The sequence below is a fragment of the Vogesella oryzagri genome, assembly GCF_040148885.1.
GTDB lineage: Bacteria > Pseudomonadota > Gammaproteobacteria > Burkholderiales > Chromobacteriaceae > Vogesella > Vogesella oryzagri.
This window is the reverse complement of the sequence record NZ_JBEFLD010000005.1, coordinates 37,448-62,410: the sequence shown is the minus strand read 5'-3', so window position 1 is coordinate 62,410 and position 24,963 is coordinate 37,448. Positions and strand designations below refer to the sequence as shown.

Annotated in this window: 35 protein-coding genes; all 35 read left to right on the top strand. The window is 55.7% G+C overall.

Annotated features, from left to right (window positions below; translation table 11 throughout):
- The first annotated feature begins 47 nt into the window (after positions 1-47).
- The 35 genes from rpoC to ABNW52_RS10240 all read left to right on the top strand — a co-directional run bounded on the left by rpoC (position 48) and on the right by ABNW52_RS10240 (position 24,963).
- Positions 48-4,238, top strand: a complete 4,191-nt coding sequence (rpoC, locus tag ABNW52_RS10410) for a DNA-directed RNA polymerase subunit beta' (RefSeq protein ID WP_349587269.1) — start codon at positions 48-50, stop codon at positions 4,236-4,238.
- Between the two features lie 148 nt (positions 4,239-4,386).
- Entirely contained in the window at positions 4,387-4,758 is a 372-nt protein-coding gene (gene rpsL, locus ABNW52_RS10405; protein WP_174873602.1) for a 30S ribosomal protein S12, read from the top strand.
- Positions 4,759-4,858: 100 nt separating this feature from the next.
- On the top strand, positions 4,859-5,329 hold the full coding sequence (gene rpsG, locus ABNW52_RS10400; protein WP_349587267.1) for a 30S ribosomal protein S7: 471 nt from the start codon (positions 4,859-4,861) through the stop codon (positions 5,327-5,329).
- Positions 5,330-5,356: 27 nt separating this feature from the next.
- Positions 5,357-7,456: an elongation factor G gene (fusA, locus tag ABNW52_RS10395; RefSeq protein ID WP_349587264.1), complete on the top strand. Its 2,100-nt coding sequence runs from the start codon at positions 5,357-5,359 to the stop codon at positions 7,454-7,456.
- Positions 7,457-7,528: 72 nt separating this feature from the next.
- Positions 7,529-8,719: an elongation factor Tu gene (gene tuf / locus ABNW52_RS10390; protein ID WP_349587262.1), complete on the top strand. Its 1,191-nt coding sequence runs from the start codon at positions 7,529-7,531 to the stop codon at positions 8,717-8,719.
- Positions 8,720-8,734: 15 nt separating this feature from the next.
- Positions 8,735-9,046 (top strand): 30S ribosomal protein S10, encoded by a 312-nt coding sequence (gene rpsJ / locus ABNW52_RS10385; RefSeq protein ID WP_011137734.1) that lies wholly within the window; start codon positions 8,735-8,737, stop codon positions 9,044-9,046.
- A 144-nt stretch (positions 9,047-9,190) separates the two neighbouring features.
- The gene (gene rplC / locus ABNW52_RS10380; protein ID WP_174873605.1) at positions 9,191-9,835 is read left to right on the top strand and encodes a 50S ribosomal protein L3; all 645 of its coding nucleotides are present in this window, start codon (positions 9,191-9,193) and stop codon (positions 9,833-9,835) included.
- Entirely contained in the window at positions 9,835-10,455 is a 621-nt protein-coding gene (gene rplD, locus ABNW52_RS10375; protein WP_174873606.1) for a 50S ribosomal protein L4, read from the top strand. Before rplC ends, rplD begins: the two co-directional genes overlap by 1 nt.
- Positions 10,452-10,760, top strand: a complete 309-nt coding sequence (gene rplW / locus ABNW52_RS10370) for a 50S ribosomal protein L23 (protein WP_349587257.1) — start codon at positions 10,452-10,454, stop codon at positions 10,758-10,760. The genes rplD and rplW overlap by 4 nt, the downstream gene beginning before the upstream one ends.
- A gap of 11 nt (positions 10,761-10,771) precedes the next feature.
- The gene (gene rplB / locus ABNW52_RS10365; RefSeq protein ID WP_174873608.1) at positions 10,772-11,599 is read left to right on the top strand and encodes a 50S ribosomal protein L2; all 828 of its coding nucleotides are present in this window, start codon (positions 10,772-10,774) and stop codon (positions 11,597-11,599) included.
- Between the two features lie 13 nt (positions 11,600-11,612).
- Entirely contained in the window at positions 11,613-11,891 is a 279-nt protein-coding gene (gene rpsS / locus ABNW52_RS10360; RefSeq protein WP_017507372.1) for a 30S ribosomal protein S19, read from the top strand.
- 9 nt (positions 11,892-11,900) lie between these two features.
- The gene (gene rplV / locus ABNW52_RS10355; RefSeq protein WP_017507371.1) at positions 11,901-12,230 is read left to right on the top strand and encodes a 50S ribosomal protein L22; all 330 of its coding nucleotides are present in this window, start codon (positions 11,901-11,903) and stop codon (positions 12,228-12,230) included.
- A 10-nt stretch (positions 12,231-12,240) separates the two neighbouring features.
- Positions 12,241-12,945, top strand: a complete 705-nt coding sequence (gene rpsC, locus ABNW52_RS10350) for a 30S ribosomal protein S3 (protein ID WP_349587254.1) — start codon at positions 12,241-12,243, stop codon at positions 12,943-12,945.
- Entirely contained in the window at positions 12,929-13,345 is a 417-nt protein-coding gene (gene rplP / locus ABNW52_RS10345; RefSeq protein ID WP_349587251.1) for a 50S ribosomal protein L16, read from the top strand. The genes rpsC and rplP overlap by 17 nt, the downstream gene beginning before the upstream one ends.
- Entirely contained in the window at positions 13,345-13,533 is a 189-nt protein-coding gene (rpmC, locus tag ABNW52_RS10340; protein WP_174873610.1) for a 50S ribosomal protein L29, read from the top strand. Before rplP ends, rpmC begins: the two co-directional genes overlap by 1 nt.
- A gap of 1 nt (position 13,534) precedes the next feature.
- Positions 13,535-13,798, top strand: coding sequence for a 30S ribosomal protein S17 (gene rpsQ, locus ABNW52_RS10335; protein ID WP_174873611.1), 264 nt, complete (start codon positions 13,535-13,537; stop codon positions 13,796-13,798).
- Between the two features lie 172 nt (positions 13,799-13,970).
- Entirely contained in the window at positions 13,971-14,339 is a 369-nt protein-coding gene (rplN, locus tag ABNW52_RS10330; protein ID WP_174873612.1) for a 50S ribosomal protein L14, read from the top strand.
- Positions 14,340-14,350: 11 nt separating this feature from the next.
- Positions 14,351-14,665: a 50S ribosomal protein L24 gene (gene rplX / locus ABNW52_RS10325; RefSeq protein WP_349587246.1), complete on the top strand. Its 315-nt coding sequence runs from the start codon at positions 14,351-14,353 to the stop codon at positions 14,663-14,665.
- Between the two features lie 9 nt (positions 14,666-14,674).
- Positions 14,675-15,214, top strand: a complete 540-nt coding sequence (rplE, locus tag ABNW52_RS10320; RefSeq protein WP_174873614.1) for a 50S ribosomal protein L5 — start codon at positions 14,675-14,677, stop codon at positions 15,212-15,214.
- Between the two features lie 4 nt (positions 15,215-15,218).
- Entirely contained in the window at positions 15,219-15,524 is a 306-nt protein-coding gene (gene rpsN / locus ABNW52_RS10315) for a 30S ribosomal protein S14 (RefSeq protein ID WP_088965553.1), read from the top strand.
- A 13-nt stretch (positions 15,525-15,537) separates the two neighbouring features.
- Positions 15,538-15,933 carry a 30S ribosomal protein S8 gene (rpsH, locus tag ABNW52_RS10310; RefSeq protein WP_174873615.1) on the top strand — a complete coding sequence of 132 codons (396 nt, stop codon included), beginning with the start codon at positions 15,538-15,540 and terminating at the stop codon, positions 15,931-15,933.
- A 13-nt stretch (positions 15,934-15,946) separates the two neighbouring features.
- Positions 15,947-16,480: a 50S ribosomal protein L6 gene (rplF, locus tag ABNW52_RS10305; RefSeq protein WP_349587241.1), complete on the top strand. Its 534-nt coding sequence runs from the start codon at positions 15,947-15,949 to the stop codon at positions 16,478-16,480.
- A 13-nt stretch (positions 16,481-16,493) separates the two neighbouring features.
- Entirely contained in the window at positions 16,494-16,847 is a 354-nt protein-coding gene (gene rplR / locus ABNW52_RS10300) for a 50S ribosomal protein L18 (protein WP_349587239.1), read from the top strand.
- A 12-nt stretch (positions 16,848-16,859) separates the two neighbouring features.
- The gene (rpsE, locus tag ABNW52_RS10295; RefSeq protein WP_349587237.1) at positions 16,860-17,378 is read left to right on the top strand and encodes a 30S ribosomal protein S5; all 519 of its coding nucleotides are present in this window, start codon (positions 16,860-16,862) and stop codon (positions 17,376-17,378) included.
- Positions 17,371-17,556 (top strand): 50S ribosomal protein L30, encoded by a 186-nt coding sequence (gene rpmD, locus ABNW52_RS10290; RefSeq protein WP_088965548.1) that lies wholly within the window; start codon positions 17,371-17,373, stop codon positions 17,554-17,556. The genes rpsE and rpmD overlap by 8 nt, the downstream gene beginning before the upstream one ends.
- A 3-nt stretch (positions 17,557-17,559) precedes the next feature.
- The gene (gene rplO / locus ABNW52_RS10285; RefSeq protein ID WP_349587235.1) at positions 17,560-17,994 is read left to right on the top strand and encodes a 50S ribosomal protein L15; all 435 of its coding nucleotides are present in this window, start codon (positions 17,560-17,562) and stop codon (positions 17,992-17,994) included.
- A 10-nt stretch (positions 17,995-18,004) separates the two neighbouring features.
- Entirely contained in the window at positions 18,005-19,321 is a 1,317-nt protein-coding gene (gene secY, locus ABNW52_RS10280; protein WP_349587232.1) for a preprotein translocase subunit SecY, read from the top strand.
- A gap of 20 nt (positions 19,322-19,341) precedes the next feature.
- Positions 19,342-19,560 (top strand): translation initiation factor IF-1, encoded by a 219-nt coding sequence (gene infA / locus ABNW52_RS10275; protein ID WP_144372263.1) that lies wholly within the window; start codon positions 19,342-19,344, stop codon positions 19,558-19,560.
- Positions 19,561-19,594: 34 nt separating this feature from the next.
- Positions 19,595-19,708 (top strand): 50S ribosomal protein L36, encoded by a 114-nt coding sequence (rpmJ, locus tag ABNW52_RS10270; RefSeq protein WP_011137711.1) that lies wholly within the window; start codon positions 19,595-19,597, stop codon positions 19,706-19,708.
- A 69-nt stretch (positions 19,709-19,777) separates the two neighbouring features.
- Positions 19,778-20,140 carry a 30S ribosomal protein S13 gene (rpsM, locus tag ABNW52_RS10265; protein WP_349587227.1) on the top strand — a complete coding sequence of 121 codons (363 nt, stop codon included), beginning with the start codon at positions 19,778-19,780 and terminating at the stop codon, positions 20,138-20,140.
- A gap of 17 nt (positions 20,141-20,157) precedes the next feature.
- Positions 20,158-20,553 carry a 30S ribosomal protein S11 gene (gene rpsK, locus ABNW52_RS10260; RefSeq protein ID WP_088965543.1) on the top strand — a complete coding sequence of 132 codons (396 nt, stop codon included), beginning with the start codon at positions 20,158-20,160 and terminating at the stop codon, positions 20,551-20,553.
- A gap of 17 nt (positions 20,554-20,570) precedes the next feature.
- Positions 20,571-21,191 (top strand): 30S ribosomal protein S4, encoded by a 621-nt coding sequence (rpsD, locus tag ABNW52_RS10255; RefSeq protein WP_174873623.1) that lies wholly within the window; start codon positions 20,571-20,573, stop codon positions 21,189-21,191.
- 23 nt (positions 21,192-21,214) lie between these two features.
- Positions 21,215-22,198 carry a DNA-directed RNA polymerase subunit alpha gene (locus ABNW52_RS10250; RefSeq protein WP_174873624.1) on the top strand — a complete coding sequence of 328 codons (984 nt, stop codon included), beginning with the start codon at positions 21,215-21,217 and terminating at the stop codon, positions 22,196-22,198.
- A 22-nt stretch (positions 22,199-22,220) separates the two neighbouring features.
- A complete protein-coding gene (gene rplQ, locus ABNW52_RS10245) occupies positions 22,221-22,613 on the top strand; it encodes a 50S ribosomal protein L17 (protein WP_174873625.1) in 393 nt (130 codons plus the stop codon).
- A gap of 709 nt (positions 22,614-23,322) precedes the next feature.
- Positions 23,323-24,963, top strand: coding sequence for a methyl-accepting chemotaxis protein (locus tag ABNW52_RS10240; protein ID WP_349587222.1), 1,641 nt, complete (start codon positions 23,323-23,325; stop codon positions 24,961-24,963).

Genomic DNA, 24,963 nt, shown 5'->3' with positions numbered 1-24,963 from the left:
GCCTGCGGCCAACGTTGGCCGCGGGCGTCTTCCTGAATGGAGACGCAATGAAAGCTCTGCTCGATCTCTTTAAGCAAGTTACGCATGAAGAAGAGTTTGATGCGATTAAGATCGGCATCGCCTCCCCGGACAAGATCCGTTCCTGGTCGTTCGGTGAAGTAAAGAAACCAGAAACCATCAACTACCGTACCTTCAAACCGGAACGCGACGGCCTGTTCTGCGCCCGCATTTTTGGCCCGGTGAAGGATTACGAGTGTCTGTGCGGCAAGTACAAGCGCCTCAAACATCGTGGTGTGATCTGCGAGAAGTGCGGCGTGGAAGTCACGCTGTCCAAAGTGCGCCGCGAGCGCATGGGCCACATCGAACTGGCCAGCCCGACCGCGCACATCTGGTTTCTGAAGTCGCTGCCGTCCCGTCTGGGCATGGTGCTGGACATGACCCTGCGCGACATCGAGCGCGTACTGTACTTTGAAGCCTTCGTGGTGACCGAGCCGGGGCTGACCAGCCTGCAGCGCGGCCAACTGCTGAGCGAAGAAGACTACCTCGACAAGCTGGATCAGCATGGCGAAGAATTCGAAGCCCTGATGGGTGCCGAAGCCGTGCGTGAACTGCTGAAGAAGCTGGATCTGGCCGGTGAGATCGAGACCCTGCGTCGCGAACTGGAAGCCACCAGCTCCGACACCAAGATCAAGAAGATCGCCAAGCGCCTGAAGGTGCTGGAGGCGTTCCAGCGTTCCGGCATGAAGCCGGAATGGATGATCATGGAAGTGCTGCCGGTGCTGCCGCCGGAACTGCGTCCGCTGGTGCCGCTGGATGGTGGCCGTTTCGCCACTTCCGACCTGAACGATCTGTACCGCCGCGTCATCAACCGTAACAATCGCCTGAAGCGCCTGCTGGAGCTGCGTGCACCGGACATCATCGTGCGCAACGAAAAGCGCATGCTGCAGGAATCGGTTGACTCGCTGCTGGACAACGGTCGTCGCGGCAAGGCCATGACTGGCGCCAACAAGCGTCCGCTGAAGTCACTGGCCGACATGATCAAGGGCAAGGGCGGTCGTTTCCGTCAGAACTTGCTGGGTAAGCGCGTGGACTACTCCGGTCGTTCCGTGATTACCGTAGGCCCGACCCTGCGTCTGCATCAGTGCGGTCTGCCGAAGAAAATGGCACTGGAGCTGTTCAAGCCGTTCATCTTCCATAAGCTGGAAGTGCTGGGCCTGGCCTCCACCATCAAGGCGGCCAAGAAACTGGTTGAACAGGAAGTGCCGGAAGTCTGGGACATCCTGGAAGACGTGATCCGCGAGCATCCGGTACTGCTGAACCGTGCACCGACGCTGCACCGTCTGGGTATCCAGGCGTTCGAGCCGCTGCTGATCGAAGGCAAGGCCATCCAGCTGCATCCGCTGGTCTGCGCGGCATTCAACGCCGACTTCGACGGTGACCAGATGGCCGTTCACGTGCCGCTGTCGCTGGAAGCTCAGATGGAAGCCCGCACCCTGATGCTGGCCACCAACAACGTGCTGTCGCCAGCCAACGGCGAGCCGATCATCGTACCGTCGCAGGATATCGTGCTGGGTCTGTACTACATGACCCGCGACAAGATCAACGGCAAGGGTGAAGGCATGTTCTTTGCCGACACCGCCGAAGTGCACCGCGCCTACGAAACGCGTCAGGTTGAGCTGGCTACCCGCATCACCGTGCGCCTGAAGGAATGGGTCCGCGACGAGCAGGGCGAGCTGGTGCAGGTGCTGAAGCGCTACAACACCACTGTTGGCCGCGCCATCCTGTCGGAAATCATGCCGCGTGGTCTGCCGTTCGAGCACATCAACAAGGCGCTGAAGAAGAAAGAAATTTCGAAGCTGATCAACGCTTCCTTCCGTCGTTGCGGCATCCGTGACACGGTGATCTTCGCCGACCAGCTGATGTACACCGGTTTTGCCTACTCGACCCGCGGTGGTATCTCCATCTGCGTGGACGACATGCAGATTCCGGCGAAGAAATTCGACCTGCTGGGCGATGCTCAGAAGGAAGTGAAAGAGATCGAAGAGCAGTACCGCCAGGGTCTGGTGACCCAGGGTGAACGCTACAACAAGGTAGTGGACATCTGGGGCCGTACCGGTGACAAGATTGCCAAGGCGATGATGGACGAGCTGTCCAAGCAGAAAGTCATCGACCGCGACGGCAACGAAGTCGATCAGGAATCGTTTAACTCGATTTACATGATGGCTGACTCCGGTGCTCGTGGCTCAGCTGCGCAGATCAAGCAGCTGGCCGGTATGCGTGGCCTGATGGCCAAGCCGGATGGCTCCATTATCGAAACGCCGATTACGGCCAACTTCCGCGAAGGCCTGACCGTTCTGCAGTACTTTATCTCCACCCACGGTGCACGTAAGGGTCTGGCGGATACGGCACTGAAAACTGCAAACTCCGGTTACCTGACCCGTCGTCTGGTTGACGTGACGCAGGATCTGGTGGTGATCGAAGACAACTGCGGTACCAGCAATGGCTTCGCCATGAAGGCGGTAGTGCAGGGTGGTGACGTGATCGAGCCGTTGCGCGACCGTATCCTCGGCCGTGTAACCGCCACCGACGTGGTGGATCCGTCCACCAGCGAAACTGTGATCGAAGCCGGCACCCTGCTCGACGAGAGCCTGGTTGACCAGATCGACACCCTCGGTATCGATGAAGTCAAGGTTCGTACCGCGATCACTTGCGAAACCCGTTACGGTCTGTGCGCGCAGTGTTACGGTCGCGATCTGGCCCGCGGCAAGCGCGTGAATGCCGGCGAAGCGGTCGGTGTGATTGCCGCGCAGTCGATTGGTGAGCCGGGTACCCAGTTGACCATGCGTACCTTCCACATCGGTGGTGCGGCATCGCGAAATGCAGCTGCCAGCCAAGTTGAAGGTAAGTCCAACGGTACCGTACGCTTCTCCAGCCAGATGCGTTATGTGGCCAATACCAAGGGTGAGCTGATCGTGATCAGCCGCTCCGGTGAAGTGGTGATTCATGACGATGCCGGTCGCGAGCGCGAGCGTCACAAGGTGCCGTACGGTGCCACCCTGATGGTGACTGACGGTCTGTCCATCAAGGCCGGTGCGGTGCTGGCGACGTGGGACCCGCATACCCGTCCGATCATTACCGAGTACGCTGGCCGCGTGAAGTTCGAAAACGTGGAAGAAGGCGCAACCGTCGCCAAGCAGACCGACGAAGTAACCGGTCTGTCCACGCTGGTGGTTATCGACAACAAGCGTCGCGCATCGGCTCAGTCGAAGATGCTACGTCCGCTGGTGAAACTGCTGGATGACAGCGGCAACGAAGTGAAGCTGGCCGGTTCCGATGCGTCGGTATCGATCACCTTCCAGGTTGGCGCCATCATTACCGTGCGTGACGGCCAGGAAGTGGGCAAGGGTGAAGTGCTGGCACGTATTCCGCAGGAATCGTCCAAGACCCGCGACATTACCGGTGGTCTGCCGCGCGTGGCCGAGCTGTTCGAAGCCCGCTCGCCGAAAGACGCCGGCATGCTGGCCGAGGTGACCGGTACCGTATCGTTCGGTAAGGACACTAAGGGCAAGCAACGGCTGATCATTACCGATCTGGACGGCAACGGCTACGAAAGCCTGATCCCGAAAGACAAGCACGTACTAGTGCACGATGGCCAGGTGGTGAACCGCGGCGAACTGATCGTCGACGGTGCGGTCGATCCGCACGATATTCTGCGCTTGCAGGGTATTGAGGCACTGGCGCGCTACATCTGCCAGGAAGTGCAGGAAGTTTACCGACTGCAGGGCGTGAAGATTAACGACAAGCACATCGAGGTGATTGTTCGCCAGATGCTGCGTCGCGTGATCATTATCGATTCCGGTGATACCGACTTCATCCAGGGCGAGCAGGTTGAGCGCGCTGAAGTGCTGGAAACCAACGATCGCATGGCCGAAGACGATAAGCTGCCGGCACAGTACGAGAACGTGCTGCTGGGTATTACCAAGGCTTCGCTGTCCACCGATTCGTTCATCTCCGCGGCGTCCTTCCAGGAAACCACCCGCGTGCTGACCGAAGCGGCGATCATGGGCAAGAAAGACGATCTGCGCGGTCTGAAAGAGAACGTGATCGTTGGCCGTCTGATCCCGGCAGGTACCGGTCTGGCTTACCACCGCAACCGCCGCCGTCTTGGCGGTGGCGAGACCGGGCTGGAGTTTGGCAGCCTGGAAGCACCGGTAGAAGCAGGCGACGCAGCACTGTAAGCGTCCACTGTAAAAAACGCTGTCCTATCAACGGTTAACGTTGCTAGGGCAGCGTTTTTTCATTGACGCTTGCTATTGACCAAAATATAATCGCGGACTCTCTTGGTGGTATGGTGCCGCCAAGAGTATCAACTAGGAACTGATAGTAATGCCAACCATTAACCAACTCGTTCGCAAGGGCCGCACTGCGGTTACCACGAAGAGCAAGGTGCCTGCACTGGAAGCCTGCCCGCAGAAGCGCGGCGTGTGCACCCGTGTTTACACCACTACACCGAAGAAGCCGAACTCCGCACTGCGTAAAGTGTGCAAGGTTCGCCTGACCAACGGTTTCGAAGTGATTTCCTACATCGGTGGTGAAGGCCACAACCTGCAGGAACACTCGGTAGTGCTGATTCGTGGCGGTCGTGTAAAAGACTTGCCAGGTGTGCGTTACCACACCGTTCGCGGCTCCCTGGATACTGCTGGCGTGAAAGATCGTAAGCAGGCTCGTTCCAAGTACGGTGCCAAGCGTCCTAAGTAATTTTTACTTAGTACGACAGCGGCTTTATGCCGTTGAGTAAGTGACTGCCTTGCTGGGTGGTCGCGAGCATGAGCTCAACTGAATATTTGAAGGAATTGAAATGCCAAGACGCAGAGAAGTCCCCAAGCGCGATATCCTGCCGGATCCGAAGTTCGGTAGCCAGGATCTGACCAAGTTCATGAACGTTGTAATGATCGACGGCAAGAAGTCTGTTGCTGAGCGCATCATTTACGGCGCCCTCGAGCAAATCGAGAAGAAAACTGGCAAGAACGCCATTGAAGTGTTCAACACTGCCATCTCCAATGCCAAGCCGGTCGTTGAAGTGAAAAGCCGCCGTGTAGGTGGTGCCAACTATCAAGTTCCTGTTGAAGTACGCCCGTCCCGTCGACTGGCTCTGGCAATGCGTTGGCTGCGTGACGCTGCGCGTAAGCGTGGTGAGAAATCCATGGACCTGCGTCTGGCAGGTGAGCTGATCGACGCGGCCGAAGGCCGTGGCGGTGCGATGAAGAAGCGTGACGAAGTGCATCGTATGGCAGAAGCCAACAAGGCCTTCTCCCACTTCCGCTTCTAATCTCAATCCTGCGAAAGGATTCTGGCCATGGCTAGAAAGACCCCAATTGAGCGCTACCGTAATATCGGTATTTCGGCTCACATTGATGCTGGTAAGACCACGACTACTGAACGTATTCTGTTCTACACCGGTGTGAACCACAAAATCGGTGAAGTGCATGATGGCGCCGCCACCATGGACTGGATGGAGCAGGAGCAGGAGCGTGGTATCACCATTACCTCCGCTGCGACCACCACCTACTGGAAGGGCATGGCTCTCCAGTTCCCCGAGCATCACTTCAACATCATTGATACCCCGGGCCACGTGGACTTTACCATTGAGGTAGAGCGTTCCATGCGTGTTCTGGACGGTGCTGTGATGGTGTACTGCGCCGTGGGTGGTGTACAGCCACAGTCCGAGACTGTATGGCGCCAGGCCAACAAGTACAAAGTGCCGCGTATTGCCTTCGTGAACAAGATGGACCGTCAGGGTGCCAACTTCTTCCGTGCCGTAGAGCAGGTTAAGACCCGTCTGCGTGGCAATCCGGTGCCTATCGTGGTGCCTATCGGTGCCGAAGAAGGCTTTACCGGTGTGGTTGATCTGCTGAAGATGAAAGCCATCATCTGGGACGAAGCCTCCCAGGGTATGAAGTTCGAATACGGCGACATTCCGGCTGACTTGGTAGCGGTTGCCGAAGAGTGGCGCGAGAAGATGGTTGAAGCGGCGGCGGAAGTCGACGAAGACACCATGAACAAGTACCTGGAAGGCGAAACCCTGAGCGAAGAAGAAATCGTTCACGGTCTGCGTCAGCGTACCCTGCGTTGCGAAATCCAGCCGATGCTGTGCGGTTCCGCGTTCAAGAACAAGGGCGTTCAGCGCATGCTGGATGCGGTTGTTGAACTGCTGCCTAGCCCGCTGGACGTGCCGCCGGTTCCGGGTGAACTGGACGATGGTACCCCTACCACTCGTGAAGCTTCCGACAGCGCACCGTTCTCCGCTCTGGCATTCAAGCTAATGAACGACCCGTATGTTGGTCAGCTGACGTTCTTCCGTGTCTACTCCGGCGTGGTTAACTCCGGTGACACCGTGCTGAACTCGGTTAAGGGCAAGAAAGAGCGTATGGGCCGTATCGTGCAGATGCACGCTAACGACCGCAAGGAAATCACCGAAGTTCGTGCCGGCGACATCGCCGCTGGTATCGGCCTGAAGGAAGTAACTACCGGTGAAACCCTGTGTGCTGTTGACGCGCCGCTGATCCTGGAGCGCATGGAGTTCCCGGAGCCGGTGATTCACGTTGCCGTTGAGCCAAAAACCAAGGCTGACCAAGAGAAGATGGGCGTTGCCCTGAACCGCTTGGCCAAGGAAGACCCGTCGTTCCGCGTGCGTACCGACGAAGAATCCGGCCAGACCATTATTTCCGGTATGGGTGAACTGCACCTGGAAATTCTGGTTGACCGCATGAAGCGTGAATTCGGTGTTGAGGCCAACGTTGGTGCGCCTCAGGTTGCCTACCGTGAAACCATCACCAAGACAGTGACTGAAGTTGACGGTAAGCATGTCAAACAGTCTGGTGGTAAGGGTCAGTACGGTCATGCCCAGATCACTCTGGAGCCGTCCGGTGAAGGCCAGGGCTACAAGTTCATCGATGAAATCAAGGGCGGTACAATTCCTCGCGAATTCATCCCTTCGGTTGACAAGGGTATTCAAAACACCCTGTCCAGCGGTATCTTGGCCGGCTTCCCGGTGGTTGACGTAACCGTACGTCTGACCTTCGGTTCCTACCATGATGTCGACTCGTCGCAGATCGCCTTTGAATTGGCCGGTTCCATCGCCTTCAAAGAAGCCATGCGTCGTGCTGGTCCTTGCATCCTCGAGCCGATGATGGCCGTGGAAGTAGAGACTCCGGAAGAGTACATGGGTGACGTGATGGGTGACCTGAACCGTCGTCGCGGTATCGTTCAGGGTATGGACGATGATGGTCTGGGTGGCAAGAAGATCAAGGCCGAAGTTCCGCTGGCCGAGATGTTCGGTTACTCCACCGACCTGCGCTCCGCAACCCAGGGCCGTGCTACCTACTCCATGGAGTTCAAGCACTACTCTGAAGCTCCGAAGCATGTTGCTGACGCCGTGATGGCTTCCCGCAAGTAATTGGCGCAATGAAGGTTGGCCGCATCGGCCAACCTTCAAACTGTTTGTTCTTTAATTAAGGAATTTTGCAAAATGGCAAAAGAAAAGTTCGCGCGGACCAAACCGCACGTAAACGTCGGCACCATCGGTCACGTTGACCATGGTAAAACCACTCTGACCGCAGCTATCACCACCATTCTGTCCAAGAAGTTCGGTGGCGAAGCCAAAGACTACTCCCAGATCGACAGCGCGCCGGAAGAGAAGGCTCGTGGTATTACCATTAATACCGCGCACGTAGAATACGAAACCGAAGCACGTCACTACGCTCACGTTGACTGCCCGGGTCACGCTGACTACGTGAAGAACATGATTACCGGTGCTGCCCAGATGGACGGCGCGATTCTGGTGTGCTCGGCCGCTGACGGTCCGATGCCGCAAACCCGCGAACACATCCTGCTGTCCCGTCAGGTTGGCGTTCCGTACATCATCGTGTTCCTGAACAAGGCCGACCTGGTGGACGACGCTGAGCTGCTGGAACTGGTGGAAATGGAAGTGCGCGACCTGCTGTCGTCCTACGACTTCCCGGGCGACGACACCCCGATCGTTACCGGTTCCGCTCGTCTGGCGCTGGAAGGCGACCAATCCGAATACGGTGAGCCGGCGATCTTCCGCCTGGCTGACGCGCTGGATTCCTACATTCCGACTCCGGAACGTGCCATCGACAAGCCGTTCCTGCTGCCGATCGAAGACGTATTCTCCATCTCCGGTCGCGGTACTGTGGTTACCGGTCGTGTAGAGCGCGGTATCGTTAAAGTTGGTGAAGAACTGGAAATCGTTGGTCTGAAGCCGACCGTGAAGACCACCTGCACTGGCGTGGAAATGTTCCGCAAGCTGCTGGACCAAGGTCAGGCTGGCGACAACGTTGGCGTGCTGCTGCGTGGTACCAAGCGTGAAGACGTTGAGCGTGGTCAGGTGCTGTCCAAGCCGGGTTCCATTACCCCGCACACCAAGTTCCAGGCTTCCGTATACGTACTGAGCAAGGATGAAGGTGGTCGTCACACCCCGTTCTTCGCTAACTACCGTCCGCAGTTCTACTTCCGCACTACCGACGTGACCGGCGCGATTACGCTGGCCGAAGGTGTGGAAATGGTTATGCCGGGTGACAACGTGGAAATCACCGTAGAACTGATCGCTCCGATCGCTATGGAAGATGGTCTGCGTTTCGCGATCCGTGAAGGCGGCCGCACCGTTGGTGCAGGTGTTGTTGCCAAGATCATCGCTTAAGGATCGGAGAATCTAATGTCTAGCCAGAAAATCCGCATCCGCCTGAAGGCGTTCGATTACAACCTGATCGACCGCTCTGCTCAGGAAATCGTTGAAACCGCCAAGCGTACCGGCGCCGTTGTTAAAGGCCCGGTTCCGCTGCCGACTAAAATCGAGCGTTTCAACGTGCTGCGTTCCCCGCACGTGAACAAAACTTCGCGTGACCAGCTGGAAATCCGCACTCACCTGCGCCTGATGGACATTGTCGATCCTACCGACAAGACCGTTGACGCGCTGATGAAGCTGGATCTGCCGGCTGGCGTGGATGTGGAAATCAAGCTGCAATAATTGCAGTAGATCGATGTTTGTCGGCTAAGTGCTTGCAAGCATTGATTTTTCTGTGATACAGTCGCGGACTCATCATTTTGATGAGTCCGCTTTTCTTTTGAGCAAGCCGGTCAATCGTAATCGGCGCCTGTAAAGGAAATAAACATGACTTTAGGTCTGGTCGGTCGCAAAGTCGGCATGACCCGCATTTTTACCGAAGACGGTGCTACCGTTCCGGTAACTGTGCTGGATATGTCCGCTAACCGCGTATCGCAAATTAAAACTGCTGACACTGATGGCTACGTAGCCGTTCAGGTTGCAGCTGGTTCCCGCAAAGCCAATCGCGTAAACAAGGCTGAAGCTGGTCATTTTGCCAAAGCTGGTATCGAAGCTGCTCGCACTATGCGCGAGTTCGCTCTGACTGCCGAGCAACTGGCAACCCTGAACGTGGGTGACAAGCTGTCGGTTGAAGTTTTCCAAGTTGGCCAGCTGGTAGATGTAACCGGTACCTCCAAGGGTAAAGGTTTCTCTGGTGCCATCAAGCGCCACAACTTCTCGTCTAACCGCGCATCGCACGGTAACTCCGTTTCCCACAATTCGCCGGGTTCGATTGGTATGGCGCAAGATCCGGGTCGCGTTTTCCCGGGTAAGCGCATGGCTGGTCAATACGGCAATGTGAAGAGCACTGTTCAGTGCTTGGAAGTGGTTCGTATCGATGCGGAGCGTCAACTGATTCTGGTAAAAGGCGCAGTGCCGGGTGCCAAGAACGGTGACGTGGTAGTGCGTCCTAGCGTGAAGGCAGGTGCATAATGGAATTGAAAGTAATCAATGCTCAAGGGCAGCAGGTTGAAGCCCTGCAGGCTTCCGAGGCACTGTTTGCACGTGACTACAACGAAGCGCTGGTTCACCAGGTTGTTACCGCATTCCTGGCCAATGCTCGTAGCGCTAACCGTGCACAGCTGACTCGTGCTGAAGTTAAGCATTCCACCAAGAAGCCTTTCCGTCAGAAAGGTACTGGCCGCGCCCGTGCTGGTATGACTTCTTCCCCGCTGTGGCGTGGTGGTGGTCGCACCTTCCCGAACAAGCCGGATGAAAACTTCACCCAGAAAGTTAACCGCAAGCAATACCGTGCCGGTATGGCTTCGATCTTGTCGCAGCTGGTGCGCGACGAGCGTCTGATCGTGGTTGATGAACTGACTGTTGCCTCGCCGAAGACCAAAGAGTTTGCGGCCAAGGTTAAGTCGCTGGGTCTGGATCGTGCTCTGATCATTACCAAAGAGCTCGACGAAAACCTCTATCTCTCTTCCCGTAACCTGCCGAACGTGCTGGTCATTGAAGCTCAACAAGCTGATCCGTTCAGCCTGGTTCGCTTCAATAAAGTGGTTATCACCCGTGATGCCGTGAAGCAACTCGAGGAGCAATGGGTATGAACCAGGAACGTTTGCTGCAAGTAATTCTGGCGCCGATCGTATCCGAGAAAAGCACGCTGCTGGCTGAAAAGAACCAGCAAGTTGCTTTCCGTGTTGCTACCGATGCGACCAAGCCGGAAATCAAGGCTGCTGTTGAACTGCTGTTCAACGTTAAGGTTGAAGGTGTTTCCACTCTCAACGTTAAAGGCAAAACCAAGCGCTTTGGCCGTTTCGTTGGCCGCCGTAAGGACTGGAAAAAGGCTTATGTAAGTCTGGTTCCGGGTCAAGAGATTGACCTGACTGCCACCCCGGCCGCTGCGGAGTAAGGAGATAGAGCATGGCTCTCGTAAAAGTTAAGCCCACATCTGCTGGCCGCCGCGCTGTAGTGAAGGTTGTAAGCCCGGATCTGCACAAAGGTGCGCCATATGCAGCGCTGGTAGAGAAGAAAAACTCTACTGCTGGCCGTAACAACAACGGTCACATCACTACCCGTCATAAAGGTGGTGGTCACAAGAAACACTATCGTATCGTTGACTTCCGTCGCAACAAGGATGCTATCCCGGCGACTGTTGAACGCATCGAATACGATCCGAACCGTACCGCTCACATTGCTCTGCTGTGCTATGCCGACGGTGAGCGTCGCTACATCATCGCTCCGCGCGGTGTGAAGGCTGGCGCTGAGTTGATGTCTGGTGCAGAAGCCCCGATCAAGGCCGGTAACGCCCTGCCGATCCGCAATATTCCGGTTGGTACCACTATCCACTGCATCGAACTGCAGCCGGGTAAGGGTGCTCAGCTGGCACGCTCTGCTGGTTCCTCCGCCATGCTGCTGGCCCGCGAAGGCGTTTACGCCCAGCTGCGTCTGCGCTCTGGCGAGATCCGCAAGGTGCACGTTGACTGCCGCGCCACTGTTGGCGAAGTTGGCAACGAAGAACATAGCCTGCGCAAGATCGGTAAAGCCGGTGCCAACCGCTGGCGTGGTATTCGTCCGACCGTTCGCGGTACGGCGATGAACCCGGTGGATCACCCGCACGGTGGTGGTGAAGGTCGCACTGGTGAAGGTCGCGTGCCTGTTAGCCCGTGGGGTACCCCGACTAAGGGCTTCCGTACCCGTCGCAACAAGCGTACCGACAATATGATCGTACGCCGTCGCTTTCACAAATAAAGGGTAAAGAGTTATGGCACGTTCGCTTAAAAAAGGCCCGTTTGTTGATCTCCACCTGCTGAAGAAAGTGGATGCGGTGCGTGCAACAAACGACAAGCGCCCGATCAAGACCTGGTCTCGCCGCTCCACCATCCTGCCGGACTTCATTGGTCTGACTATCGCTGTTCATAACGGCCGTACCCACGTTCCGGTGTACGTTTCCGAGAACATGGTTGGTCACAAGCTCGGTGAGTTTTCGCTGACTCGTACCTTCAAAGGCCATGCGGCTGACAAGAAGGCCAAGAAGAAATAAGGTGATGCGATGAAAGTTTCTGCACAACTGAACAATGCACGCCTTTCGGCACAAAAATGCCGCTTGGTTGCAGATCTGATCCGCGGTCAGTCCGTTGGTCAGGCACTGAACATTCTGACCTTCAGCCCGAAGAAGGGTGCTGCACTCATCAAGAAGGTACTGGAATCCGCAATTGCCAACGCTGAGCACAACGAAGGCGCGGATATCGATACGCTGAAAGTGACCAGCATCTACGTGGACAAGGGTCCGAGCCTGAAGCGCTTTACCGCTCGTGCTAAAGGTCGCGGTAACCGCATCGAAAAGCAGACCTGCCACATCACGCTGAGCGTGGGCAACTAAGGGGCAAGCTATGGGTCAGAAGATTCATCCGACGGGTTTCCGTCTTGCAGTAACCAAAAACTGGGCTTCCAAGTGGTTCGCAAACTCGCAGGATTTTGCCGGCCAGCTGAAGCAAGACATCGAAGTGCGCGAGTTTCTGAAGAAGAAACTGTCTCACGCCGCCGTTGGCCGCGTAGTGATCGAGCGCCCGGCTAAGTCCGCCCGTATCACCATTCACAGCGCCCGTCCGGGTGTGGTGATTGGTAAAAAAGGCGAGGATATCGAAGTTCTGAAGAAAGAACTGCAAGCTCGCATGGGCGTGCCGGTTCACGTGAACATCGAAGAAATCCGCAAGCCGGAAATCGATGCGCAAATCATTGCCGATGGTATCGCTTCCCAGCTGGAGAAGCGTGTGATGTTCCGTCGCGCCATGAAGCGTTCCATGCAGAACGCCATGCGTATGGGTGCCCAGGGTATCAAGATCATGAGCTCCGGTCGTCTGAATGGTATCGATATCGCACGTAGCGAATGGTACCGTGAAGGCCGTGTTCCGCTGCACACTCTGCGTGCAGATGTGGACTACGCTACCTCCGAAGCTCACACCACTTACGGTGTGATCGGTATCAAGGTATGGGTGTACAAGGGTGACGTTAAGCCTGGTCAGATTCAGGCTGCGCCGGTAGCACCTGAGAAGAAACCGCGTAAGGCAGGAGCTCGAAATGCTGCAGCCAACTAGACTCAAATACCGCAAACAGCACAAAGGCCGTAACACTGGCCTGGCCACTCGTGGCAACAAGGTGAGCTTTGGTGATTTTGGCCTGAAGGCCATCGGTCGTGGTCGTCTGACTGCGCGCCAAATCGAAGCTGCTCGTCGTGCGATGACTCGTCACATCAAGCGTGGTGGTCGTATCTGGATTCGTGTATTCCCGGATAAGCCGATTACTTCCAAACCAGCCGAAGTTCGTATGGGTGGGGGTAAAGGTTCTCCGGAGTTCTACGTAGCCGAGATCCAGCCGGGCAAGATGTTGTACGAAATGGATGGCGTGGCTGAAGAGCTTGCTCGTGAAGCCTTCCGTCTGGCTGCTGCCAAGCTGCCGATTCCGACGGTGTTTGTGACTAAACAGGTGGGTCAGTAATGAAAGCGACTGAACTGAAAGCCAAGAGCGTTGATGAGCTGAAGGCCGAGCTGCTCGGTCTGCTGAAGGCTCAATTCGCGCTGCGCATGCAGCACGCAACCCAGCAGCTGGCCAAGACCAGTGAGCTCAAGCGTGTGCGTCGTGACATCGCGCGTGTTCGCACCGTTCTGAAAGAGAAGGCTGCATAAGATGAGCGAAACTAAAGTTGTTCGTACGCTGACTGGTAAAGTTGTCAGCGACAAGATGGACAAGACTGTAACCGTCCTGGTCGAGCGCAAGGTTAAGCACCCGATCTACGGCAAGGTTATTCGTCGCTCCAAGAAGTTCCATGCCCATGACGAAAACAACGAGTACAACGTTGGTGATGTAGTAGTTATCAGCGAAACTCGTCCGGTTTCTAAAACCAAGGCTTGGGCAGTAACTGCACTTGTCGAGAAAGCTCGTCAAGTGTAAGGCTTGCAGAGGGGTTCTCCCCTCTGTATAATGGTTGTTTTCGAGGGTTCCCTCGAAATCATCCCTGACGGGGTCCAAGACTGGCCGCTAGACACGCCGCAATTTTTTGCGGCGTTTCCTTCATCTTTGGGAGGGAAAGAGGCGGAATTAAGTTGGATAGAAAGGTAATCACATGATTCAAATGCAGTCCATTTTGGATGTTGCAGACAACACTGGTGCGCGTTCCGTAATGTGCATCAAGGTGTTGGGCGGCTCCAAGCGTCGCTATGCCGGCGTGGGTGACATCATCAAGGTGAGCATCAAGGATGCAGCACCGCGTGGTCGTGTCAAAAAAGGCGATGTGTACAACGCTGTTGTTGTGCGCACTGCTAAGGGTGTTCGTCGTCCGGACGGCTCCCTGATCAAATTTGACAACAACGCCGCAGTTCTGCTCAACAACAAGCTTGAGCCGATCGGTACACGTATCTTCGGGCCCGTTACGCGTGAACTGCGTACCGAGCGCTTCATGAAGATCGTATCGCTCGCTCCTGAAGTGCTGTAAGGAGAGAACCAGTGCGTAAGATTCGTAAAGGCGACGAAGTAGTCGTAATCACCGGCAAAGATAAAGGCAAGCGTGGCGCTGTCCTGCGTGTTCTTGAAGGTAAGCTGGTAGTTGAAGGCGTGAATATCGCCAAGAAACATCAGAAGCCGAACCCGGTGCGTGGTATCGCTGGTGGCATCGTTGAGAAGACCATGCCGTTGGACGTGTCCAATGTTGCAATCTTCAATGCAGCTACCCAGAAAGCTGACCGCGTTGGCTTCAAGGTGCTCGAAGATGGCAAGAAAGTGCGCATCTTCAAGTCCACCGGCGAAATCGTCGGCGCGTAAGGAGCAAAAATGGCACGTTTGTATGATTTCTACAAAAGCACCGTTGTTCCTGAGCTGATCAAGCAGTTCGGCTATAAGTCCGTAATGGAAGTGCCGCGCATCGAAAAGATCACTCTGAACATGGGTGTTGGTGAAGCTGTTGCCGACAAGAAGGTAATGGATCACGCCGCTGGCGACCTGGAAAAGATCGCAGGTCAAAAGCCGGTTGTGACCACTGCCCGTAAGTCCATCGCTGGCTTCAAAATTCGTGATCACTACCCGGTTGGCTGCAAGGTTACCCTGCGTCGTGAACGCATGTATGAGTTCCTGGATCGCCTGGTTACTATCGCGCTGCCGCGCGTGCGTGACTTCCGTGGTGTGTCCGGCAAGTCTTTCGACGGCCGCGGCAACTACAATATGGGCGTCAAAGAACAGATCATCTTCCCGGAAATTGAGTACGACAAGATCGATGCTCTGCGTGGTATGAACATTACCATTACCACTACCGCGAAGACTGACGAAGAAGCCCGCGCTCTGCTGGCTGCGTTCAAATTCCCGTTTAAGGGCTAAGCACATGGCAACTCTTGCACTGATCAATCGCGAAGAGAAGCGCGCGAAGCTCGTGGCTAAGTACGCTGCCAAGCGTGAAGAACTTCTCGCCATCATCAACAATTCGAATTTGTCCGACGAAGAACGCTTTGCTGCACGCCTCAAGCTGCAGCAGCTGCCGCGCAATGCTAGCCCGGTTCGCCAGCGTCGTCGTTGCGCCCTGACCGGTCGTCCGCGTGGCGTGTTCCGCAAATTCGGTCTGGCTCGTAACAAGCTCCGTGAAATCGCTATGAAAGGCGAAATCCCGGGCGTAGTTAAAGCCAGCTGGTAATAGGAGATACAGAATGAGTATGCAAGATCCTATCTCCGATATGCTGACTCGCATCCGCAACGGCCAGCGCGCCAATAAAGTTTCCGTCGCTATGCCGTCGTCGAAGCTGAAAGTGGCTATCGCTCAGGTCCTGAAGGATGAAGGCTACATCGAGAGCTTTGCCGTAACTGGCGAAGAAAAGAAGCCGGTTCTTGAAGTTGAGCTGAAGTACTACGTTGGCCGCCCGGTTATCGAGCGTATCGAACGTGTATCCCGTCCTGGCCTGCGCGTTTACAAGGGTTCTACCGAGATCCCTAAAGTAATGAACGGTCTGGGTGTGGCTATCGTTTCGACCTCCAGCGGCGTTATGACTGATCGCAAAGCACGTGCAGCCGGTATCGGCGGCGAGCTGCTGTGCGTAGTGGCTTAATCGGAGGGTTGATATGTCTCGCGTAGCTAAAAACCCCGTAGTCATTCCGGCAGGCGTTGAAGTAAAGTTTGGTGTGGCTGACGTTACCGTTAAAGGTGCGCTGGGTGCCCTGACTACCGCGCTGTCTAGCGAAGTAGAAGTCAAGCTGGTGGATAACCAGCTGGAGTTTGCCGCCAAGAACGACAGCAAGTTCGCTCGCTCCATGTCCGGTACGCTGCGTGCGTTGCTGAACAACATGGTGACTGGTGTTAGCAAAGGCTTCGAAAAGAAACTGCAACTGGTTGGCGTTGGTTACCGTGCTCAGGCACAGGGTGATGCGCTGAACCTGTCGCTTGGTTTCTCTCATCCGGTTGTGCATCAAATGCCGGCTGGCGTGAAGTGTGAAACTCCGACTCAGACCGAGATCCTGATCAAAGGCGCTGACAAGCAGCAAGTTGGCCAGGTCGCAGCTGAAATTCGTGCATACCGTTCTCCTGAGCCGTACAAAGGCAAGGGCGTTCGTTACGCGGATGAAGTTGTGGTTCTGAAAGAGACCAAGAAGAAGTAATTGAGGCACTGAAATGGACAAGAAACAGACTCGACTCCGTCGTGCACGCAAAACCCGTGCTCGTATTGCGGAGCTCAAGATGGCTCGTCTGTGCGTTCACCGCACTAATGGCCACATCTACGCTCAGGTCATCGATGAAACTGGCAGCCGCGTCCTGGCGAGTGCTTCCAGCCTGGAGGCAGGCCTGCGCTCCCAAGTGACCAACGGTGGCAACACCGCCGCTGCAGTTGTTGTTGGCAAGGCTATCGCCGAAAAAGCCAAGGCTGCCGGTGTTAGCCAGGTTGCCTTTGACCGTTCCGGCTTCAAATACCATGGTCGTATCAAGGCCTTGGCTGACGCAGCCCGTGAAAACGGTCTTGTATTCTAATCGGAGTTAAGAATGGCTAAGCACGAGATCGAAGATCGTGGCGATGGTCTGATCGAGAAAATGATCGGCGTAAACCGTGTCACCAAAGTGGTGAAGGGTGGTCGCATCATGGCCTTCTCGGCTCTGACTGTTGTCGGTGATGGGGATGGTGGTATCGGCATGGGTAAGGGCCGTTCCAAGGAAGTGCCGGCTGCCGTACAAAAAGGTATGGAGCAGGCCCGCCGCAACATGTTCAAAGTTCCGCTGAAAAACGGCACTCTGCATCATGCAGTAGTTGGTACCCATGGTGCCACTACCGTATTCATGCAGCCCGCTAAGGAAGGTGCTGGCGTTAAAGCTGGTGGTCCGATGCGCGCCGTGTTTGAAGCACTGGGCGTTCACAACGTATCTGCCAAAATTCATGGCTCCACCAACCCGTACAACGTGGTTCGTGCAACCCTGGATGGCCTGAGCAAGATCTGCACTCCGTCGCAGATCGCTGCCAAGCGTGGTCTGACCGTTGAGCAGATCCTGGGGGCTGATCATGAGTGATACCAAAACCATCAAAGTAACGCTGGTTAAGAGTCTGATTGGTCGCATTGAGTCCCACCGTGCGTGCGCGCGCGGCCTGGGCCTGAAGAAGCTGAACCAGACTGTTGAAGTAATCGACACTCCGGCTAACCGTGGCATGATCAACAAGATCAGCTATCTGGTTAAATTCGAGGGCTGAGAAATGTTGCTGAATACCATTAAGCCTGGTGCCGGCTCCAAGCATGCCAAGCGCCGTGTAGGCCGCGGCATTGGTAGTGGCCTGGGTAAGACTTGTGGCCGTGGCCACAAAGGTCAGAAGAGCCGTGCCGGTGGTTTCCACAAGGTCGGCTTTGAAGGCGGTCAAATGCCGTTGCAGCGCCGCCTGCCGAAGCGTGGCTTCAAGTCGCTGACTGCTGGCAACGTTGCCGAGGTTCGTCTGTCCGAACTGGCATTGCTGCCGGTTGTGGAGGTGGATCTGCTAACTCTGAAGCAGGCTGGTCTGGTTCCTGCCCAGTCGCTAGGTGCCAAGCTGATTCTGTCCGGCGGTGTAGATCGCGCTTTCACCCTGCGTGGCGTTGCTGCTACCGCTGGTGCCAAGGCTGCAATCGAAGCTGCTGGTGGTAGCTTCGTAGAATAAGGCTCAGTCCGTGGCGAATACTTCTCTAGTTGGAAACGGTGACAAATTTGGTGATTTGAAGCGCCGAATCTTGTTTCTGCTTGGCGCATTGATCGTTTACCGCATTGGTGCGCATGTTCCGGTTCCCGGTATTGATCCGGCGGCACTAGCGAAGTTGTTCCAGACGTCACAAACGGGCCTGCTCGACATGTTCAACATGTTTTCGGGTGGGGCCCTTCAGCGATTTACGGTATTTGCCCTGGGCATTATGCCGTACATCTCTGCCTCCATCGTTCTTCAACTTGCTTCGGAGATTGTTCCAACGCTGAAGCAGTTGAAGAAGGAGGGTGATGCTGGGCGTCGCAAAATCACTCAGTACACACGCTATGCAACCTTGGCTCTGGCTTCATTCCAGAGCTTTGGCATAGCTGTGATGTTGTTCAAGCAACCCAACCTCGTTGTCGTTCCGCAGTTCGAGTTTTATGTAACGACAGTGGTGAGTCTGGTTACTGGCACCATGTTCCTCATGTGGCTGGGTGAGCAGATTACCGAGCGTGGTCTGGGCAATGGCATCTCGCTGATTATCTGTGCAGGTATTGCTGCCGGTGTGCCGGCGGCAGTCGGCAAGACCCTGACTCTTACCAGTCAAGGTTCGCTGCCAATCCTGCTGGTGATCCTGCTGTTTGTGGCAGTGATTGCAGTGACCTATCTCGTGGTGTTTGTTGAGCGTGGGCAACGTAAGGTTCTGGTGAACTATGCGAAGCGTCAGGTAGGTAATCGTGTCATGCAGGGCCAGAGTACGCATATGCCGCTCAAGCTCAATATGGCAGGTGTTATCCCTCCTATCTTTGCCTCAAGTATCATCCTGTTCCCGGCAACCGTACTGGGTTGGTTTGGTAATACCGAGGGTCTGGGGTTCATGAAGTCTGTCGCTGACAAGCTTCATCCTGGTCAACCGGTTTATGTGTTGCTGTACGCTGCGGCAATCATTTTCTTCTGTTACTTCTACACCGCTTTGGTTTTCAACCCCAAAGAGACTGCAGACAACCTGAAGAAAAGCGGGGCGTTTATTCCCGGTATTCGTCCTGGCGAACAGACTTCGCGTTACATCGAGAAGATCATCCTTCGCCTCACGCTGATTGGTGCGATCTACATCACACTTGTTTGCTTGATGCCAGAGTTCCTGATCCTGAACTGGAACGTGCCATTTTACTTTGGCGGGACCTCGCTGTTGATCATGGTAGTGGTAACCATGGACTTCATGGCGCAAGTACAGTCGTATGTTCTTTCCCATCAGTACGAAGGCCTATTGAAGAAAGCGAACTTCAAGAGTGGCGTAAGTCGCTAAGGTAAACGGTAACTGAGCAAATGGCGAAAGAAGATACCATCCAGATGCAGGGTGAAGTCCTGGAAACGTTGCCTAACGCAACCTTCCGGGTGAAGCTCGAGAATGGACACGTTGTGCTCGGGCATATCTCCGGCAAAATGCGTATGCATTACATCCGCATTCTTCCGGGTGACAAGGTTACAGTGGAGATGACCCCCTATGACCTGTCTCGTGCCCGTATCGTGTTCCGTGCGAAGTAATCGCACTCGCTCTTTCAGATAGAAAGGAACTGAAATGCGTGTACAACCTTCGGTAAAGAAAATTTGCCGTAACTGCAAAATCATTCGTCGCAACCGTGTTGTACGAGTGATTTGTACTGATCCGCGTCACAAGCAAAAGCAAGGCTAACATTTGTTGTCTTGGCTTTTGTTGTGCTAGAATCGCAACCTTTTCAAGCTTAACGCTTAAGGAAAGAGAATGGCCCGTATTGCAGGGGTAAACATCCCCAATCATGCGCATGCCGTTATCGGCCTGCAGGCAATCTATGGCATCGGCCAGACCCGCGCCAAGCACATTTGTGCTGCTTCCGGTATCAATCCGGCAAGCAAGGTTAAAGATCTGACTGAAGCCGAGATGGAAGCTCTGCGTGTTGAAGTGGCTAAGTTCACTGTTGAAGGTGACCTGCGCCGTGAAATCACGATGAGCATCAAACGACTGATGGACATGGGCTGCTACCGCGGTTTCCGTCATCGTCGTGGTCTGCCGTGCCGTGGTCAGCGCACCCGTACCAATGCACGTACCCGCAAAGGCCCGCGTAAGCCTATTGCTGGTAAGAAGTAATTCAAGGAACTTAGATAATGGCTAAAGCAAACACAGCTGGTCGTGTACGCAAAAAAGTACGCAAGTCTGTTAGCGATGGCATCGTGCACGTGCACGCTTCCTTCAATAACACCATTATTACCATCACCGATCGTCAAGGGAATGCTTTGTCTTGGGCTACCTCCGGCGGTGCTGGCTTCAAAGGCTCGCGTAAAAGTACACCCTTTGCTGCTCAAGTAGCGGCAGAGCACGCTGGTAAAGTTGCCCAAGAATACGGTGTAAAAAACCTGGAAGTACGTATCAAGGGTCCGGGCCCTGGCCGCGAATCCTCTGTACGCGCGCTCAACGCGCTGGGTTTCAAAGTGACCAGCATCTCCGACGTGACGCCAGTTCCGCACAACGGCTGCCGTCCTCCCAAGAAACGCCGTATCTAATCTGGAGAGTCTGAGAAATGGCACGTTACACTGGCCCTAAATGTAAACTGGCTCGTCGCGAAGGGACTGATCTCTTCCTGAAGAGCGCACGTCGTGCACTGGACTCCAAGTGCAAACTGGATACCGCTCCAGGTCAGCACGGCGCGAAGAATACCCGCCTGTCCGGCTTCGGTATTCAGCTGCGTGAAAAGCAGAAAGTTCGCCGCATGTACGGCATTATGGAACGTCAGTTCCGTAAGTACTTCGCGGAAGCTGCCCGTCGTCAAGGCTCCACTGGTGAAAACCTGCTGCAGATTCTGGAATCCCGTCTGGATAACGTTGTTTATCGCATGGGTTTCGGTTCTACTCGCGCAGAAGCACGCCAGCTGGTAAGCCACAAGGCGATCACTGTAAATGGCGTTGTAGTGAACATCCCGTCTTACCAGGTCAAATCTGGCGACGTGGTTGCTGTTCGTGAGAAGGCCAAGAAGCAGGTTCGTATTCAAGAAGGTCTGGCTCTGGCCGAACAGATCGGCTTCCCGGCTTGGGTCGCAGTTGACTCAAAGAAAATGGAAGGCGTATTCAAGACTGTTCCGGAGCGTTCCGAGTTGTCTAGCGATATCAACGAACAGCTCGTTGTGGAATTCTACTCCAAGTAATCGCTAGCTCTTAAGGAATGACTATGCAAAACAGCGCTTCGGAATTTCTGAAACCGCGTCTGATCGATGTGCAGCCGGTATCGGCTACACATGCACGTGTGTCGATGGAGCCGTTTGAGCGTGGCTATGCCCATACCCTGGGCAATGCGCTGCGCCGCATTCTGCTCTCTTCGATGCCGGGCTACGCCCCGACCGAAGTAACCATCGCTGGCGTTTTGCATGAGTATTCCGCTCTTGACGGTGTACGGGAGGATGTTGTTGACATCCTCCTGAACCTGAAGGGCGTAGTGCTTAAACTGCATGGTCGTGACAGCCTGATCCTGTCCTTGAAAAAGGACGGTGAAGGCGCTGTTCTGGCCGGTGACATCGAGCTGCCGCATGACGTTGAAGTGATCAATCCGGATCACGTTATCGGTCATTTGGCTGCTGGTGGCAAGATCGACATGGAAATCAAGGTAGAGAAAGGTCGTGGCTATCAGCCGGTAGCGGCCCGTATCAATCATGATGATAACCGTGCGATCGGTACCATCCAGCTTGATGCCTCCTTCTCCCCGGTGCGTCGTGTCAGCTTTAATGTTGAAAGCGCCCGTGTAGAGCAGCGTACCGACCTGGATCGTCTGGTTCTCGATATCGAGACCAATGGTGTGATTGAGCCGGAAGAAGCAGTCCGCTTGGCTGCCCGCATTCTGGTTGATCAGCTGTCGATCTTTGCAGACCTGCAAGGCACCGCAGTTGAGGAAGTCGTTGAAAAGGCACCGCCGATCGATCCGATCCTGCTGCGCCCGGTAGACGATCTCGAACTTACGGTACGTTCCGCCAACTGTCTGAAGGCCGAGAACATCTACTACATCGGTGATCTGATTCAGCGTACGGAAACCGAGCTGCTGAAGACTCCGAACCTTGGTCGTAAGTCGTTGAATGAGATCAAGGAAGTTCTCGCTTCTAAAGGCCTGACCTTGGGCATGAAACTCGAAAACTGGCCACCGGCTGGTCTCGAAAAGCCCTAAGCCGGGATAAAAGGACACTACAATGCGTCATCGTAATAGCAATCGTAAACTGAACCGTACCAGTAGCCACCGTCTGGCCATGCTTCGTAACATGGCTAACTCGCTGCTGCGTCACGAAGCAATCGTGACTACTCTGCCGAAGGCCAAAGAACTGCGCCGTGTTGCCGAACCGCTGATTACCCTGGGTAAGAAGCCGTCGCTGGCTAACCGTCGTCTGGCTTTCGACCGCACCCGTGACCGTGAAATCGTGGTGAAACTGTTCGACGTTCTGGGGCCGCGCTTCGCAGCCCGTAACGGCGGCTATGTTCGCATCCTGAAATACGGTTTCCGTCAGGGCGACAACGCTCCGATGGCACTGGTTGAATTGGTTGACCGTGCAGAAGGTGAAGTAGTTGCTGAAGAAGCTGCCGAGTAATCGCAGTCGATTCTAGAAAAAGCCAGCGCTTGCGCTGGCTTTTTTCATTTCCGGCGTGCTGCTGCTGTGAATGTGCGATGTTTACGGCGCGTTAAGCCGTGTAAGTTTTGCTTCCCAGCGGCCGCGCACGTTCACGGTAGTTGCTGGTTGTTGGCCGTGATCCCGGCGTGGGGGGGGCAGCGGGTTGTCGTCGCTAACGAGCGGCTACGGCTGAATGCCGGCAGGCATTGTGCAGACGGCTGGGAAGCGCCAAGCGGCAGTCGCTTGCAGCGCGCATTACGTATGGCGCAGCAATGCGCATCGCGCATCAATCACTATCCAGTGCGCATGCCGCTTCACTTGTCGCTCGCACATGGCTTGTATGCCTGCGTGGAGCCGCTGCGTACTGCATGCCGACGACCTAATCCGCTTTGTGCTTGCCACACCCCGGTACTAGTTGGCCGACGTCTAGTCTCAGCATGCAATACATCGACTATGGCATTTGCGGCCAACGTTGGCCGTGTATCCGCTCGATTTCATTGTATTGCACATAGTGAAATTCACTGTCTACAGACTGGGGATTACCCTTGATCCGCGATCTTCTACCGATAGTGGTCGGTTTTTTCATTGTCAGATACGGTGACAGATAACTGCATCCGTCTTAAATTGATCTGCACTGAATTGTTCCGTAGTGAACAAACTACACAAAAAGCTACACGGGAGATTGTCGATGAAGCAAAGCAATGGCTGGACCCTGAAGCGACGTTTGCAGTTGCAGGTGATGCTGGTGGCGGTGATTTTGTGCGTGGTAGGCGGCTTGTCGCTGCTGCACGAGCGTAGCGTGATGCTGCAGGACCGCGAGGCCAAGGTGCGCAACCTGGTGGAAGTGGCGCTCACCGTGATCAAGAACTACGAGGAGCGCGCGGCCAGTGGTCAACTCAGCGAGGCCGACGCCAAGCAGCAGGCGGCAGCGGTGCTGAATGCCGCCCGCTACGATGGTACGGAATACTTTTTTGCCTTCGATCCGGCGTGGAACTGGGTGGTGCATGGCGCCAAGCAGGCAATGGTCGGTAAGAATCTGGAAACCATCAAGGATCCGACCGGCAATCCGTTGAAGCCTTTGTTCCAGACAGCGCTGAGCGCCGGTGGCGGCAAGGGCATGGCGAGCTATGTGTGGGACAAGCCGGGTTTCAGCAGCCCGCAACCGAAAGTGTCCTACTTGGCGACATCGGCCAAGTGGGGCTGGGTGGTCGGGACTGGTATTTATCTTGACGACGTGCAGGCGGCCTTCATGGAGCAGGCGCTATTGTTGGCGCTGGAGGTGCTGGCGGCGATCGCGGTGGTGATTGGCGTCGGTATCTGGCTGCGGCGCAGCGTGATGCAGCAGCTGGGCGCAGAGCCGGCGCTGACGCGCGAGGTGGTGCATCGCATCGCCGAGGGCGACCTGCATGTGCCGGTGCCGGTGATTAGTGGCGATGACCACAGCCTGTTGGCCGCGGTGGCCGACATGCAGCAACACCTGCGCGAACTGGTGGGTGGCATTGCCAACAGCAGTCGCACGTTGTCTGGCATGGCCGGTGATATTTCCGGCAGCGCCGGTGCCGTGGCCGCAAGCTCCGACCAGCAAAGCCATGCCGCCACCGCGATGGCTGCTTCCATCGAACAGCTTACAGCCAGCATCAAGCAGATTGCCGAGCTGGCCGACCATGCACGCGAAGTGTCGGCCAACTCCGGCCAGCTGTCGGATCAGGGCGGCGAGGTTATCGCCAGCGCGGTAGTGGAAATGCAGCGCATCAACGAGGCTGTCGATCATGCGGCGCTGACCATTGGCGACCTGGTCAGCAAGACGCAGACCATTTCCAGCATCATGCAGGTAATCAAGGATATTGCCGACCAGACCAATTTGCTGGCGCTGAATGCGGCAATCGAGGCAGCACGCGCCGGTGAAACCGGGCGCGGTTTTGCCGTGGTGGCGGACGAGGTGCGCAAACTGTCGGAGCGTACTGCCGGCGCGACGCAGGAAATCGCTGAGATGATCCGCGACATCCAGCACGGCTCCGAGGAGTCGCGCAGTAATATGGAGGAAGCGGTCAGCCGGGTGAAATCGGGTCTGACCCTGGCCGAGCAGGGCGGGGAAGCGATCCGCCACATCCGTGACAGCGCCAATGGGGTGGTCGGCGTGGTGCGGGAGATTTCGCAGGCGCTGGCCGAGCAGGGCAATGCCAGCGAGGAAATCACCCGCAATGTCGAGCATATTGCGCTGGGTGCGGCCAACAATGCCGAGGCATCGGGCAAGGCTTCCAGCGCGATCGGCGAGCTGAACCAGCTGACTGAGCGCCTGCGCGGCATGGTGTCGCGCTTCCAGGTGTAA